This window comes from Amycolatopsis thermalba, from assembly GCF_003385215.1.
In the GTDB taxonomy this organism is placed as follows: Bacteria; Actinomycetota; Actinomycetes; order Mycobacteriales; family Pseudonocardiaceae; genus Amycolatopsis_E; species Amycolatopsis_E thermalba.
In genome coordinates this window covers 1-13,612 of record NZ_PQHW01000081.1, presented here as the reverse complement: position 1 = coordinate 13,612, position 13,612 = coordinate 1, and the positions used below count along the sequence as shown (strand labels likewise).

Annotated in this window: 16 protein-coding genes; 5 read left to right on the top strand and 11 right to left on the bottom strand. The window is 71.9% G+C overall.

Translation table 11 applies throughout. From position 1 onward, the window contains the following. Positions 1 to 113: 113 nt before the first annotated feature. From D0D15_RS26260 to D0D15_RS26250, 3 genes are all read right to left on the bottom strand, one after another. Entirely contained in the window at positions 114 to 887 is a 774-nt protein-coding gene (locus tag D0D15_RS26260) for an IclR family transcriptional regulator (protein WP_115944812.1), read from the bottom strand. Between the two features lie 37 nt (positions 888 to 924). Beyond that, the gene (locus tag D0D15_RS26255) at positions 925 to 1,356 is read right to left on the bottom strand and encodes a L,D-transpeptidase (protein ID WP_094009144.1); all 432 of its coding nucleotides are present in this window, start codon (positions 1,354 to 1,356) and stop codon (positions 925 to 927) included. A 63-nt stretch (positions 1,357 to 1,419) separates the two neighbouring features. After that, entirely contained in the window at positions 1,420 to 2,904 is a 1,485-nt protein-coding gene (locus D0D15_RS26250; RefSeq protein WP_094009143.1) for an aldehyde dehydrogenase family protein, read from the bottom strand. 167 nt (positions 2,905 to 3,071) lie between these two features. On the opposite strand from D0D15_RS26250, the gene D0D15_RS26245 reads away from it, so the two are divergent. Then, a complete protein-coding gene (locus tag D0D15_RS26245) occupies positions 3,072 to 3,710 on the top strand; it encodes an MBL fold metallo-hydrolase (protein ID WP_094009142.1) in 639 nt (212 codons plus the stop codon). Here the strand turns inward: D0D15_RS26245 and D0D15_RS26240 are convergent. Next, entirely contained in the window at positions 3,629 to 4,375 is a 747-nt protein-coding gene (locus tag D0D15_RS26240; RefSeq protein WP_094009141.1) for a DUF2334 domain-containing protein, read from the bottom strand. The two genes, D0D15_RS26245 and D0D15_RS26240, sit on opposite strands and share 82 nt — an antisense overlap. 96 nt (positions 4,376 to 4,471) lie before the next feature. Between D0D15_RS26240 and D0D15_RS26235 the strand changes: the two genes are divergently transcribed. After that, positions 4,472 to 5,389: an SDR family oxidoreductase gene (locus tag D0D15_RS26235; RefSeq protein WP_094009140.1), complete on the top strand. Its 918-nt coding sequence runs from the start codon at positions 4,472 to 4,474 to the stop codon at positions 5,387 to 5,389. Here the strand turns inward: D0D15_RS26235 and D0D15_RS26230 are convergent. The 5 genes from D0D15_RS26230 to D0D15_RS26210 form a co-directional block, all read right to left on the bottom strand. Continuing rightward, a complete protein-coding gene (locus D0D15_RS26230) occupies positions 5,380 to 6,345 on the bottom strand; it encodes a helix-turn-helix transcriptional regulator (RefSeq protein WP_115944811.1) in 966 nt (321 codons plus the stop codon). The genes D0D15_RS26235 and D0D15_RS26230 overlap by 10 nt on opposite strands. A gap of 331 nt (positions 6,346 to 6,676) precedes the next feature. Then, positions 6,677 to 8,101 (bottom strand): adenylosuccinate lyase, encoded by a 1,425-nt coding sequence (purB, locus tag D0D15_RS26225; protein WP_115944810.1) that lies wholly within the window; start codon positions 8,099 to 8,101, stop codon positions 6,677 to 6,679. Continuing rightward, a complete protein-coding gene (locus D0D15_RS26220; RefSeq protein WP_094009137.1) occupies positions 8,098 to 8,688 on the bottom strand; it encodes a TetR/AcrR family transcriptional regulator in 591 nt (196 codons plus the stop codon). The genes purB and D0D15_RS26220 overlap by 4 nt, the downstream gene beginning before the upstream one ends. Before the next feature lie 18 nt (positions 8,689 to 8,706). Beyond that, positions 8,707 to 9,393: a hypothetical protein gene (locus D0D15_RS26215; RefSeq protein WP_115944809.1), complete on the bottom strand. Its 687-nt coding sequence runs from the start codon at positions 9,391 to 9,393 to the stop codon at positions 8,707 to 8,709. Continuing rightward, entirely contained in the window at positions 9,386 to 9,895 is a 510-nt protein-coding gene (locus D0D15_RS26210; RefSeq protein WP_094009135.1) for a SigE family RNA polymerase sigma factor, read from the bottom strand. Before D0D15_RS26210 ends, D0D15_RS26215 begins: the two co-directional genes overlap by 8 nt. Positions 9,896 to 10,021: 126 nt before the next feature. On the opposite strand from D0D15_RS26210, the gene D0D15_RS26205 reads away from it, so the two are divergent. Next, the gene (locus D0D15_RS26205) at positions 10,022 to 11,035 is read left to right on the top strand and encodes a threonine aldolase family protein (RefSeq protein WP_425266813.1); all 1,014 of its coding nucleotides are present in this window, start codon (positions 10,022 to 10,024) and stop codon (positions 11,033 to 11,035) included. Continuing rightward, a complete protein-coding gene (locus D0D15_RS26200) occupies positions 11,032 to 11,610 on the top strand; it encodes an HAD family hydrolase (protein WP_094009133.1) in 579 nt (192 codons plus the stop codon). The genes D0D15_RS26205 and D0D15_RS26200 overlap by 4 nt, the downstream gene beginning before the upstream one ends. Here D0D15_RS26200 and D0D15_RS26195 read toward each other — a convergent pair. Together D0D15_RS26195 and D0D15_RS26190 are read right to left on the bottom strand one after the other, a co-directional pair. After that, positions 11,607 to 11,792, bottom strand: coding sequence for a hypothetical protein (locus D0D15_RS26195; protein WP_094009132.1), 186 nt, complete (start codon positions 11,790 to 11,792; stop codon positions 11,607 to 11,609). The two genes, D0D15_RS26200 and D0D15_RS26195, sit on opposite strands and share 4 nt — an antisense overlap. A 96-nt stretch (positions 11,793 to 11,888) precedes the next feature. Further along, positions 11,889 to 13,076 (bottom strand): aminotransferase class I/II-fold pyridoxal phosphate-dependent enzyme, encoded by a 1,188-nt coding sequence (locus tag D0D15_RS26190; protein ID WP_094009131.1) that lies wholly within the window; start codon positions 13,074 to 13,076, stop codon positions 11,889 to 11,891. A 299-nt stretch (positions 13,077 to 13,375) separates the two neighbouring features. Between D0D15_RS26190 and D0D15_RS37920 the strand changes: the two genes are divergently transcribed. Continuing rightward, positions 13,376 to 13,612, top strand: a 237-nt coding sequence (locus D0D15_RS37920) for a transposase (protein WP_208646191.1), incomplete at its 3' end; no start/stop codon positions are given.

Here is a 13,612-nt window from a genome sequence, read left to right as displayed (position 1 = left end):
CGTGCCGCACGAGCTGCGGGGGCCGGTGGTCACCGAGGCGCGAATGCGTCTCGGCGGTGGCGGCCCGCGTGCCTGGTCCGGCGGCGTGCCCGCACTTGCCGGATGATCTGGCCTTACAGCTCCGGAGGGCGGCCGCCGAGGCGGTGGGACAGCTCGGCGGCGCCCTCCCGCACCAGCTTCTCCCAGCGGCGCCACGCCTGGTCGTCGTGGCGCGAGGTGGGGATCGAGATGCTCATCGCCGCCACCCACTCCCCGCGCGAGTCCACCACCGGGGCCGCCACGCAGCCGGCGTCCGGATTGGACTCGCTGCGCTCGTGCGCGACACCCATCACCCGGACCGCGTCCAGCTGGGCGAGCAGCTCCGAGCGGGACGTGATGCTGTGCTCGGTGAGCGCGGGCAGCCGGTGCCCCTTGAGGCGGCGGGCGACCTCCTCCCGGGACAGCCCGGCGAGCAGGACCTTGCCCACCGCCGTGCAGTTCGCGGGCAGGCGGCGGCCGACCGCGGAAATCAGCCGCACCGAGTGCGTGGAGTCTATTTTGGACACGTACACGACCTCGAGCCCGTCCAGCACGGCGACGTGCACGGTCTCGTCGCACTGCGCCGCCACCTTCCGCACCCCCGCCTCCGCCTCGACGCCGAACTCCAGCCGCTGCTGGTAGCGCGCCCCCAGTTCGAGCACCTTCGGCCCGAGGCGGTACATCGTCTCCTCGCCCGCCTGGCGGTCCAGGTACTTCCGGGCGACGAGGGTGGTCAGCAGCTCGTGCGTGGTGGAGCGGGGCAGGTCCAGGCGCTCGACGATCTCGGTCGCCGACAGCCGGACCTGCTCGTCGAGGAACAGTTCCAGGATGTCCGCGGCCCGGAGCACGGCCGGTACGAGACGGGGCATGCTCGCACGATACCCCGCCTCGTCCGAAATACCGGACTCAGTTCACGACCTCGACCACGTCACCCGTGCGCAGGGTCTGGTAGAAGGCCTTCGCATCGGCGTGCGACAGGTGCACGCACCCGTGCGACTGCTCCCGCAGGCTGCCCTCGTGGAACGCCACCCCGGTGGTCGTGAAGAACACCGAGTACGGCATCGGGGCGTCGTAGGCCTTGCTGTAGTGGTCGATGTCGCGGTACTGGACCTTGAACGTGCCCACCGGCGTCTCGTAGCCGGGTTTGCCCACGGTGACCGGAACCGGCCCGCGGGTCACCTGACCGTTGTCCGTCAGCCAGGCCTGGTTCGTGTGCAGCTGCAGACAGGCCTTCGCCTTCGCGCTGCACGGGGTTTCCGCTGCTTGCGCGGCGGGAGCGGCGATCCCGATCGTGCCCAGGAGCGCCGCTCCGGCCGCGATACCGATGATCTTTCGCATACGGATGGTTACCCGTTGGCGAAAAGTTCACACAGTCCGGCGACAAATACCCGCGGTTTCCGGTCAGCGCTTGCGGCCGTACAACCCGGTCACGAGCTTGCTCACCAGCTTGTCCGTCTTTTCGGTGCGGGCGAACGTCGTCAGCTTGATCGGCACCGCGAACCGCTGCCGGGCGACCGCCTTCGAGCGGGCGAACTCGCGCAGCCCCTCCGGGCCGTGGATGCGCCCGAAGCCCGAGTCGCCGACCCCGCCGAACGGCAGCGACGCCGTCCCGGCGAACGAGAACGGCGCGTTGATCGAGATCATCCCGGCCTTGAGCCGCTGGGCCAGTCGTGCGGCGTTGCGCCGCGAGAACACCGTCGAGCCCAGCCCGTAGACCGTGGCGTTGGCCTTCTCGACCGCCTCGTCCATGTCGCGCACCTTGGCGATCGTCATGGTCGGGCCGAACGTCTCCTCCCGGACCGCCGCGGAGTCCTCCGGCACGTCGACCAGCACGGTCGGCTCGACGAACCGGTCGCCGACCGCGTCCGCGCCGCCGGTCAGCGCCCGCCCGCCACGGGCCAGCGCGTCGGCGATGTGCCTGCGCACCACGTCCAGCTGCGACGGCATCGTCATCGGGCCGTACTGCTCGCCCGGCTTGACGCGGCGGGTCAGCGCGACCACCTTGTCCACGAACTCGTCGTATACCCGTTCGTGCACGTACACCCGCTCCACTCCGATGCAGGTCTGCCCGGAGTTGGAGAACGCGCCCCACACGGCGGCGTCGGCGGCCGCGTCCAGGTCGGCGTCGGAGTCGACGATCAGCGGGTCCTTGCCGCCGGCCTCGATGACCACCGGCGTCAGGGTCTCGGCGGCCGCGGCCATGATCTTCTTGCCGGTCGCGGTCGAACCGGTGAACGCGATCTTGTCCACGCCGGCGCCCACCAGCGCCGCGCCGGTCGCGCCGAAACCGGTGACCAGCTGCAGCACCGGGAATTCGGGCACCACCTCGGCGAACGTGTCGACCAGCCACTTCCCCACGCCCGGGGTGTACTCGCTCGGCTTGAACACCACGGCGTTGCCCGCCGCGAGGGCGTAGGTGATCGAGCCCAGCGGCGTGTAGACGGGGTAGTTCCACGGCCCGATCACGCCGACCACGCCCAGCGGCTGGTACTCGACGCTCGCGGTGTGGTTGGACAGCAGCAGGCCGGCCGGGCGGCGCTTGCGGCCGAGCACCTTGCGCGCGTGGCGGGCGGCCCAGTGGATGTGCTCGATCGCGAGCACGGCCTCCAGTTGCGCGTCGCCGGCGGGTTTGCCGGTCTCCGCGCTGACGACGTCGCACAGCTCGGCGAGGCGGTGGGTGATGATCCCGTTCCAGCGGTGCAGGCGCTCGGCGCGGCCCTGGAAGCCGAGGCCCGCCCACCAGCCGGCGGCGGCCCGCGCGGCGGCGACGGCGGCCCGGACGTCCTCCGCGGTGTGCACCGGGTGGGTCCCGACGACCTCGTCGGTGGCCGGGTTCAGCGAGTCGAACGTGTCCTGGACGGCCGGCTTCGGCTCCACGGCGGTCATCGTTGGCCTCCTAACTACTGTTCAGTAACGCCAGCATGGCACACGTGGTGGCCGAGCTCACTACCCCGAGAGTGGTTCGCCGTCTCGCCGTCACCCTGCGCGATCGTGGCGACGCGAATCCGGCGGGCCTAGGCTTGGGGCTGCCATTCATGCGGAGGAGCACATACATGCGAATCGTCCATTTCGGACACGCCTGTGTCCTGCTGGAGACGGACAACGCGCGGATCCTGCTCGACCCCGGCGCGTTCTCGGCGGGTTTCGAGGGTGAGCGCGAGCTGGACGCGATCCTGATCACCCACCAGCACTACGACCACATCGACAGCGAGAAGCTGCCCAAACTCCTCGAGGCCAACCCGGGCGCGAAGCTGGTCGTCGACCCCGGCTCGGCGGAAACCGTGCAGAAGCTCGGCCTCGACCACGAGGTCGTCCACCCCGGCGACGCGTTCGAGGCGGGTGGCGCGGCGGTCAACGTCGTCGGCGGGCAGCACGCCGTGATCCACTCCGACATCCCGGTCATCCCGAACGTCGGCTACGTCGTCGACCACGGCGCCTTCTACCACCCCGGCGACTCGTTCTTCGTGCCCGAGCAGCGGATCGAGGTGCTCGGCCTGCCCACCGGCGCGCCGTGGCTCAAGGCCGGGGAGGCGGTGGACTACCTGCGGGCCGTCGCGCCGCGGGTCGCCGTGCCGATCCACGAGGCGGTGCTCGCGAACCCGGCCATGCACTACGGACTGTTCACCAACCTGGCGCCGGAGGGCACCGAGGTGCGGGTGCCGACGCGCGGCGAGGACGTCAAGCTCCCGTAGGTGGTGCCGAAGGCCCGGTTCTCCAGCGCCACGTCGACCGCGTCGAGGAAGGCCTGCCGGAGGCCGGGCCGGGCCAGGTCGACCGCGTCGATCCCGAGGCGCACGAGACCACCACGTCGTGCGGCCCGCGCCGACGCGAGCACCAGGGCGAACGCCCGCACCGTCTCGGTGCGGTGGTGGTGCGCGGCGAAGGACTGCACCCGCGACCGGTGGACGGTGCGGGTGCGCAGGTCGTGCACCGCGGCGAGGTCGGCGCACAGCGCGAAGTGCTCCCCGGCCGCGGCCAGCGTGCCCGGGGAGGCGAGCCACCGCGGCGGCGCGAACCCGTCCGCCGCCAGGCCGAGCTTCTCCAGCGCGGCCTTGGCGGCGATCATCCGCAGCCGCGCCTCGTGCGCGGGCAGGCCGGCGAACTCGGCCTTGCGGTGCAGGCTCACCGCGCGGTGGCTGGGCGGGACGCGGTGGTCGTAGCCGTGCAGCAGGAGACCGTCGCCGCGGCGGGTGCGGTCCCGCACCCAGGTGGCGACGGCCGGCGACCCTTCGGCGCGCGGCGCGAAGAGGAGGGACAGGGGGACGTTTCGGCGGTCCAGCTCGGCCGCGAGTTCGGCGCAGCGGTGCAGCGTCCGCGGACCGATGCCGGACAGCGAGACCAGCAGACGGGCGTCCATGTCACCCAGCTCACCAGATCGTCATGACCAGCCCCTTACCCGCGGGTGACGGCAACCATGACGGGAACTGACAGGGTTCACCGCGACGGTGGACGCATGAGCAACGAACTGAGTGGGAAGGTCGCCCTGGTCGCGGGCGGTACGCGCGGGGCGAGCCGGGCGATCGCGGTCGAGCTGGGGCGCCGGGGAGCGTTCGTGTACGTCACCGGGCGGACCTCCGGGGCGCAGCGGTCCGAGGTGAACCGGCCGGAGACGATCGAGGGCACGCTGGAGCGGATCACCGAGGCGGGCGGCACGGGCGCGGCGATCCGGGTCGACCACCTCGACCCGGACCAGGTGCGGGCGCTGGCCGAGCGGGTCGACCGGGAGCAGGGGCGGCTGGACATCCTGGTCGACGGCATCTGGGGCGGCGACGAGTACATCGGCTGGGGCCAGGCGGTGTGGGAGCTGCCGCTGGACCACGCGCTGCGATCGGTCCGGCTGGGCGTCGACGCGCACATCATCACCAGCCACTTCCTGCTGCCGCTGGTGATCCGCGAGCGCGGCGGGCTGGTCGTCGAGATGACGGACGGCACCGAGGAGTACAACTCGCGCTACCGCGAGGGCACGTCGATCGGGTTCTACGTGGCGAAGGCGGCTTCGCACAGCATCGTCAAGGCGGAGGCGCACGACCTGGCGCCGCACGGCGTGACGGCGGTGGCGATGACGCCGGGGTGGCTGCGGTCGGAGGCGATGCTGGACCACTTCGGGGTGACCGAGGAGACCTGGCGGGACGCGCTGGCGAAGGAGCCGCACTTCGGCATCTCGGAGTCGCCGGTGTTCGTCGGCCGGGCGGTGGCGTCGCTGGCCGCGGACCCGGAGCGGCACCGGTTCACCGGGCAGACGTTGAACAGCGGGCAGCTGGCGAAGATCTACGGGTTCGACGACGTGGACGGCAGCCGGCCGGACGCCTGGCGGTATGTGGTGGAGGTCCAGGACGCGGGCAAGCCCGCGAACCCGGGTGCCTATCGGTGAAGATCGGCCATCCGCCGTGCGGCGTCGGCGAACGCGGCGCGCACGGCGGGTGGTTCGAGGACCTCGACGTGGGGGCCGAGACCGAGCAGCATGCTCGCCGCGATGTCGGGTTCTTCCAGGTCGACGGTGACTTCGACCCAGCCGTCGTCGTCCGGCGGGCCGGCCGCGTCGAGGGCGGCGATGGCCAGGCCGGGGTCGACGACGTCGGGTAGGTGTTTGGTGCCCCGCGGGGACAGCCGCAGCCGGACCGGGTGGCGGTGCAGGGAGCGCTCGAACTGGGTGGAGGAGCGTTGCCACCAGCCGGCGAGGTCGAAGTCCACGGGCCGCTCGAAGGGTTCGTCGGTGAGGTCGACGGCGGTGATCCGGCTGACCCGGTAGGTGCGGGTGGCGTGGTCGATCCGGGCGACGAGGTACCAGACGCCGGCCTTGAGCACGAGGCCGAGGGGTTCGAGGAGGCGTTCGACGGGCTGGTCGCCGCGCCGGTAGGTGACGGCGGCGCGGCGCTGTTCCCACACGGCCTGGGCGATGGTCGCGAGGTGCTCGGCGTCTTCTTCGGACTTGAACCAGGCGGGGGCGTCGAGGTGGAAGCGCTGGGCGAGGTGCTGGGCCTGCTCGCGCAGCGGGGCGGGGAGGGTGGCCTTGACCTTGGCGTGGGCGGCGGAGACGGCGGTGCCGAGCCCCAGTTCGGCCAGCGCGCGGGGCACGCCCATGGCGAAAATGGCGACGGCCTCGCGCGAGGTGAGCCCGTCCAGCCGGGTCCGCCACCCGTCGACGAGCCGGACACCGCCGTACCGCCCGGTCTCCGTCCACAGTGGAACGCCCGCGGCCTGCAGAGCGGCGATGTCACGGTGCATGGTGCGCTCCGAGACGCCGAGAGCCTTGGCCAGTTCCGGCACGGTCGCGCTACGCCTGCTCTGCAGGGTGAAGAGCAGGGCAACGAGACGTTCGGCGCGCATGCCTCCAGATGATGCCCCAGCCCCGGCTGTGCCGGCGGCGGGGCGCGGCTGTCGCTGGTGCGGAGATGGCCCGTTCGCGGAGGTGTGAGTGGGGCATCTCGTGCCCAGATGAATGGACCGTTCGTCCCCGTCGTGCGGCGTTGGGCGTCTCGTGAACGTGCGAGGTGCACTCTCGTGCAGGGATGAAGGGGCCGTTCATCGCCATCGCACCGGCGCCACGGCAAGCCAGCCGGATCAGGAGCAGGCTCCAGCAGGGCTCAGGGAACCCCAGTCAACCCCGAGAACCCCCACCCCGCCAGAGCCCCAAGAACCCACCCAGCCAAGAACCCACTCAGAGGATCGGCTGCGGCACGTACTTCGACGCCTCCGGGAACCGCGTCAGCACGTCCTCCACGCGCGCCACCACCGCGGCCACCTGCGCCGGCGCCACGCCGGTGAACGAGATCCGGTCCGCCAGCAACCGCTCCAGTGCGTCGCGGTCCAGTGGCAGTCGCGCGTCGTCGGCTAGGCGGTTCAGCAGGTCGTTGTCCGCGCCCTTCTCGCGCATCGCCAGCGCCACCCCGACCGCGTGCTCCTTGATCGCCTCGTGGGCGGTTTCCCGGCCGACCCCGCCGCGCACCGACGCCATCAGCACCTTCGTCGTCGCCAGGAACGGGAGGTACCGCTCCAGCTCCCGCGCCACCACGGCCGGGAACGCGCCGAACTCGTCGAGCACCGTGAGGAACGTCTCCAGCAGCCCGTCCAGCGCGAAGAACGCGTCCGGCAGCGCGACCCGCCGCACCACCGAATCCGACACGTCCCCCTCGTTCCACTGGTCGCCCGCCAGCTCACCGATCATCGACAGGTAGCCGCGCAGCACGACCGCCAGGCCGTTGACCCGCTCACACGACCGCGTGTTCATCTTGTGCGGCATCGCCGACGAGCCGACCTGCCCGGGCTTGAACCCCTCGGTCACCAGCTCGTGCCCGGCCATCAACCGGATGGTCTTCGCCAGGCTCGACGGCGCCGCCGCCAGCTGCACCAGCGCGGACAGCACGTCGAAGTCCAGCGACCGCGGGTACACCTGCCCCACGCTGGTGAACGTCCGCGAAAACCCCAGGTGCGCGGCGATCCGGCTCTCCAGCTCGGCCAGCGTCTCCGCCGAACCCAGCAGGTCCAGCATGTCCTGCGCCGTCCCCACCGGGCCCTTGATCCCCCGCAGCGGGTACCGCCCGATCAGGTCGTCCAGCCGGTCGAACGCCACCAGCAGCTCGTCGGCCGCCGTCGCGAACCGCTTCCCCAGCGTCGTCGCCTGGGCGGCCACGTTGTGCGACCGGCCGGCCATCACCAGCTCCACACGCTCGGCCGCCAGCGCCGCCAGCCGGGCCAGCACCGCGACGACCCGCGAGCGCAGCAGCTCCAGCGATCGCCGGACCTGCAGCTGCTCGACGTTCTCGGTCAGGTCCCGCGACGTCATCCCCTTGTGCACGTGCTCGTGGCCGGCCAGCGCGTTGAACTCCTCGATCCGCGCCTTCACGTCGTGCCGGGTGACGCGCTCCCGCTCGGCGATGCTGCCCAGGTCGACCTGGTCCAGCACCCGCTGGTAGTCCTCGACGACCCCGTCCGGCACCTCGACGCCCAGGTCCCGCTGCGCGCGCAGCACCGCGATCCACAGCTCGCGCTCGAGCTTCACCTTGTTCTCCGGCGACCACAGCGAGACCAGCTCGGGAGAGGCGTAGCGACCGGCGAGGACGTTCGGGATCTGCGGTTTCGTCACGACCCAAGCTTAGAGAGCGCGCGAGCGAGCCTCGCCCGCGCCACCGCCCGCGGATCCGGGTCCACCTCGATCAAGGCGTTGACCACGGCACCGTCGACGAGCGCGATCAGCTCCTCCAGCCGGTCCCGCTCGATCGCCAGCCCGGACCGGGCGAAGATCTCGGCCAGCAGCTCCCGCAGCTCCGCGCCGAGCGCCCGCATCAGCGGCCGCAGGTACGGCCGCCGCCCGGTCGCCACCAGCCGCTCGTACCGCAGCAGCACCGCCTCGTACCCCGCGTCCTCGCCGAGCAGCTGGTCCAGCACCAGCTCCACCACGCTGTCGATGCCGCGCGGCGTGGTCGGCAGCTCGTCCAGCTGCGCGTGCCCCTTCGCCAGCTCGGTGCGGCCGTGGTGCTCGGCGGCGGCGCTGATGAGGTCGTCGAGCGAGTCGAAGTAGTACGTCGTGGACGCCAGGGGCAGCCCGGCCCGCTCGGCGACCGCGCGGTGCCGGATCGCGTCGAAGCCGCCCTCGACCAGCAGCTCGGCCGCGGCCTCGATGAGGGCCGCCCGCCTGCGCTCACCCTTCGGCGTGCTCGCTCCGGACGTCATGGCCGCCCATCTAACCAGCTAGAACCTCTGCGCGAGCGCGGTGGCGATCTTCGCGACGTCGTCCGCCAGCGGCGCGGCGCTGCCCGGGTTCGGCACGCTCAGCACGATCACCGTCCCGCCGCCCGCGGCCAGCCGCTGGTCGACCACGGCGTCGTCGACGAGCTTCGCGAGCTGGACGCTGGCCCCCGGCGGTAGCACGGTCGCCGACACCGAACCGGTGCGGCCGTTCTCCGTGACGCCGTAGCTCGCCGTCCGCGAGCCCGGGGTGCACACGTCCCCGGCGCGCGGCCCGGTGATCCCGGTGGCCGGGAGCTCGCCAGCGAGGGCGGTGGCGAGCTCCCGGTCCACCTTGTCGCACCCGGAGGTGCTGTCGGCCCGTGGGCCGTTCTCCCCGGCGCCCTCTCCTCCCTGCATGGCGGAGGGGCCGGAAAGCTGTGGCGCAACGGACGGGAGACGCTCCGGCGCGTTCGCCGGTTGCTCCTGCCCCTGGACTTGAGTCGATTGGGTGGTCCGGGACTGGACCAATCCGGCGATTCCGGCGCCGAACAGGGCGAACACCACGCAGAGTGACGCCACGGCGAGCGTCGTACGCCGCCGCGCGGTCACCCGCGCCGAGGCCGCCCGCACGTCCCGCACGTCGAAGCCCGCCGGAGGCGGCTCACCGGGCGCGGACCGGAACAGCTCCCGCAGCTCGTGCTCATCCACCGGCTTCCACCTCCTCACCCAACGCTTCGCGCAGGTTCGCCAGCCCGCGCGCGGTCTGGCTCTTCACGTTCCCCTCGCTGCAGCCGAGGGCCTTCGCCACCCCGGCCACGTCCAGGCCCTCGAAGTAGCGCAGCACCAGCACGGCCCGTTGCTTCGGCGGCACCGCGCGCAGCCCGGCCAGCAGGTCCGCGCGCGTGGCGACCTGCTCGTCCAGCCGGGATCCGGTGGGCTCGGGCTCGGGCAGCTCCGCCACGTGCCGCTCCCTCCGCCAGGGCCGTCTCGACTCGTCGATCGACGCCCGGACCAGCGTCCGCCGCACGTAGGCGTCGGTCGCGGCGCGGTCCCGGATGCGGTTCCACTTCCGGTGCAGCGCCACGAACGCCGTCTGCGCGAGGTCGTCCGCGCGGTGCCAGTCGCCGCAGAGCAGGTACGCGGTCCGGCGCACGGAGTCGCGCTTGGCCGCGAAGTACTCCGCGAAGTCCTGCTCGTCGCGTTCGTCCACGCGTTTAGGCTCTCCGCTCCTCGGTCTCGGCGTAAAGACGGAACCGCCCACCCGGCGGGTTGCACCTTCTTGAAGATCATCTGAACGGTGTGATGTGATCTGACTGTGACCTCAGCAGCCACCCAGTTGATCGACTTCCGTTCGGACACCGTCACCCGTCCGGATGAGCAGATGCGCAGAGCGATGGCGTCCGCTGAGGTCGGCGACAACGTGATCGACGTCGACCCCACCGTCCGCGAGCTGGAGGAGCGCGCCGCCGCGGTCCTCGGCATGCCGGCCGCGCTGTGGACGCCCAGCGGCACGATGGCCAACCTCATCGCCCTGTCCGTCCACCTCCAGCGCGGTGACCGGTTCCTCGCGCCGAACAACGCGCACGTGCTGAACAACGAGCTGGGCTCGGCCGCCTGGCTCGCCGGTGGCATGCCCGAGGCGCTGCCGCACGACGGCGGCCCCGGCCGGCCCAAGCCGGAGACGGTCGCGGCGGCCATCGGGTCCCGCAGCGGCCCGTACTACGCGCTGCGCACCACGCTGTTGTGCCTGGAGAACACCCACAACGCGGCCGGTGGCGCGGTCATCCCGCCGCACGAGCACGCCCAGCTGCTGTCCACCGCGCGCCAGGCCGGGCTGCAGGTTCACCTCGACGGCGCCCGCGTGTGGCACGCGGCCGTCGCGCTCGGGCTGCTGCCCGCCGCGCTGACCGTCGGTGTGGACAGCGTGTCCGCGTGCTTCAGCAAGGGGCTCGGCGCGCCCGCCGGGTCGGTCGTCGCGGGCAGCCGGGAGTTCGTCGAGCGGGCGCGCCGGATGCGGCAGATGCTCGGCGGCGGCATGCGGCAGATCGGCGTGCTCGCCGCGGCCTGCCTGGTGGCGCTGGACCGGGTCCCGGACCTCGCCGAGGAGCACGACAAGGCCCGCCGGCTGGCCGACGGGCTGCGTGACCTGGGCTGGCAGGCCGACACCCCGGAGACGAACATCGTGCTCGCGCCGGTCGCCGACATCGCCGTGACGCTGGAGTCGCTGCGGGCGCAGGGCGTGCTCGCGTTGCCGATGGCCGGCAAGGTGCGGTTCGTGCTGCACCGGGACGTCTCGGCCGCCGACGTGGACGAGGCGCTGCGCCGCATCAAGGCCGGTGGTCACCCGTGACCGGCTGGGTGGTGTTCGACTACGGCGAGGTGATCTGCGGCCGGACGACCGCGCTGCCGAAGCTGGCCGCCACGCTGGGCGTGCCGCTGGCGGAGTTCGAGCCGCAGTACTGGCGGCTGCGGGACGCCTACGACCGGGGCAGCTCCGACCTGGAGTACTGGGGCGGGATCGGGGAGGCGCTCGGCGTGCCGGTCGACGAGTCCACATCGGACAAGCTGACCGAGATCGACATCCGCGGCTGGTCGGACGTGCGGGAGTCGTCGCTGGAACTGCTGGCCGGGCTGAGCGCGGCCGGGGTGCCGCTGGCGCTGCTGTCCAACGCGCCGTCCTCGTTCGCCCGGTTCGCCGAGCGGCAGGACTGGATGCGGCACTTCCGGGTCCGGGTGTTCTCCGGCGACGTGGGTGTGGCCAAGCCGGACGCGGAGATCTTCGAACTGCTCGTCGCCCGCCTCGGCGTACCGGCGGGCGACTGCGTCTTCTTCGACGACCGTCAGTCCAATGTGGAGGGCGCGCGGGCGGCCGGGCTGCGCGCGCACCTCTGGGACGGCGCCGAGGCGGCGCGGGCCGTGCTCTAGGGCCGGATCTGCTTGCGTTCCTTGTTGTTCTTGATCGCGCTGTAGGCGGCGGCACCCAGGAAGCCGACGCCACCGATCACGGCGATCCACAGGATGGCCTTGAACACGAACCCGATCACCGAGCCGATGACCATGAACGCGAGCCAGGCGACGAGCAGCGCGCCGACGATCTTCCAGAACATGGCATTCCCCTCCGGTTGTGCCACGCGGGCTCGTTCGGCCCGCTACGAGCAGCCTCGCACGGGTTCGTGCCGGGGCGCCCGTGTTCTGGTCAACGTTCAGGGAAAACTGGGGGTTCCCCCGGAGAGCCACCGGCCCAGCCGCGCGACACCCTCGGTGACGTCGGCTTCCGACCCGGCGAAGGAGAACCGGACGAACTTCCCGCCGTCGACCGGGTCGAAGTCGATGCCCGGCGTGATCGCGACGCCGGTGTCGGCGAGCAGCCGCTGGCACCAGCTCAGGCTGTCCGTGGTGTGCTCGGAGACGTCGACGTAGGCGTAGAACGCGCCGTCGACCGGGGCGACGCGGGTCAGCCCGATGCCGGCCAGGCCGTCCAGCAGCAGGTCGCGGTTGCGGCGGTAGTGCGCGACGTGCCCGTCCAGCTCGGCGTAGGACTCCGGCTCGAACGCGGCGACGGCGGCGTGCTGGGCGAGCGCCGGGGCGCAGATGTTGAGGTTGCCGGTGAGCACGTCGATCGCGCGGTGCAGGCGTTTCGGGGCGAGCATCCAGCCCAGCCGCCAGCCCGTCATGGCGAAGTACTTGGAGAACGAGCCCAGCACGATGGATTCCGTGGTGGACTGCCACGCGCAGCCGAGTTCGGTGCCGTAGGAGATGCCGTGGTAGATCTCGTCGCTGATCAGCTGCACGCCGCGGGCCGAACACCAGCCGGCGATGGCGGCGAGTTCGCCCGGCGGCAGCGCGGTCCCGGCCGGGTTGGTCGGGCTCGCCACGATCAGCCCGTCGATCGGGCCGAGCTCGTCGAGCAGGTCGACGGTCGGCTGGAAGCGGGTGCGCTCATCGGTGGCGAACTCGACGACTTCGCAGTTCAGGGCGGACAGCAGGTTGCGGTAGGCCGGGTAGCCGGGCCGGGCCATCGCGACGCGGGCACCAGCGTCGAAGGCGGACAGGAAGGACAGCATGAAGCCGCCGGAGGACCCGGTGGTGACGATGACGTCCTCCGGGCTGACGGTCATGCCGTAGCGACGGTCGTAGTGCCCGGCGATGGCTTCGCGCAGCTCGGGGATGCCGAGCTGGACGGTGTAGCCGAGGTTCTGCCCGGTGAGCGCCCGTGCGGCGGCTTCGAGCACCGGCTTGGGCGCGCCCGCGCTGGGCTGGCCCGCGGCCAGGCTGACGACGTCCCCGTGCGTCCGCTGCCGGGCGGCCGCCGCGGAGAGCACCTCCATGACGTGAAAGGGCGCGACGTCCGCCCGCTTGGCCGGACCGGGAAACGAAGCTGAGACGACCATGGGGCCAGCCTAGGTTGGTCCTGGGGAGGGGGGTGGGGTGGCTTGGCCCGGGGCGGCACTGCACGCGTGACCGGCGGCTGGGCAACGGGAGTGGACCGGGCAGGCGGCTGGCCGTGCGGCAGCCCTGCAGACCGGCGGCCGGCAACGGGAGTGGACCGGCAGGCAACCAACCGCGCGACAGCCCTGCACAACCCCCGCCTGGCAACGCAGCAGGACCGACTACCCCAACCAGACCTCCCCCGCCCCCGATCCACAGCCGGTCTTTGGTCGCCGATCAGGCGTGTCAAGGTACTCTTTTGATGTGCTCCGAGGTCTCCGGACACGTCTTCCAAGTAGACTGGCGGAGGAGCCCGGAGGAGTGTTTCATGGCAAGGAGACCGAGAAAGTACTCGCCGGAATTGAAGGCTGAGGTCGTCAACGCGGTACTCGAGGGCGGGCTGAGCTATACCGAAGCGGCGCGCGATTTTGATTTGGTCGCGCAGACGGTGCATAACTGGGTGACGGCCGAGAAAAAGAAGAGAGCTGAAGAGTCGCCG

Bases quoted from the DNA above. Each gene is read 5' to 3' on its own strand.
- D0D15_RS26190 (WP_094009131.1), bottom strand. From the start codon at position 13,076: ATGGTCGTCTCAGCTTCGTTTCCCGGTCCGGCCAAGCGGGCGGACGTC.
- D0D15_RS26195 (WP_094009132.1), bottom strand. From the start codon at position 11,792: ATGTTCTGGAAGATCGTCGGCGCGCTGCTCGTCGCCTGGCTCGCGTTC.
- D0D15_RS26220 (WP_094009137.1), bottom strand. From the start codon at position 8,688: ATGACGTCCGGAGCGAGCACGCCGAAGGGTGAGCGCAGGCGGGCGGCC.
- D0D15_RS26250 (WP_094009143.1), bottom strand. From the start codon at position 2,904: ATGACCGCCGTGGAGCCGAAGCCGGCCGTCCAGGACACGTTCGACTCG.
- D0D15_RS26260 (WP_115944812.1), bottom strand. From the start codon at position 887: ATGCCCCGTCTCGTACCGGCCGTGCTCCGGGCCGCGGACATCCTGGAA.
- D0D15_RS26235 (WP_094009140.1), top strand. From the start codon at position 4,472: ATGAGCAACGAACTGAGTGGGAAGGTCGCCCTGGTCGCGGGCGGTACG.
- D0D15_RS26255 (WP_094009144.1), bottom strand. From the start codon at position 1,356: ATGCGAAAGATCATCGGTATCGCGGCCGGAGCGGCGCTCCTGGGCACG.
- D0D15_RS26245 (WP_094009142.1), top strand. From the start codon at position 3,072: ATGCGAATCGTCCATTTCGGACACGCCTGTGTCCTGCTGGAGACGGAC.
- D0D15_RS26230 (WP_115944811.1), bottom strand. From the start codon at position 6,345: ATGCGCGCCGAACGTCTCGTTGCCCTGCTCTTCACCCTGCAGAGCAGG.
- D0D15_RS26240 (WP_094009141.1), bottom strand. From the start codon at position 4,375: ATGGACGCCCGTCTGCTGGTCTCGCTGTCCGGCATCGGTCCGCGGACG.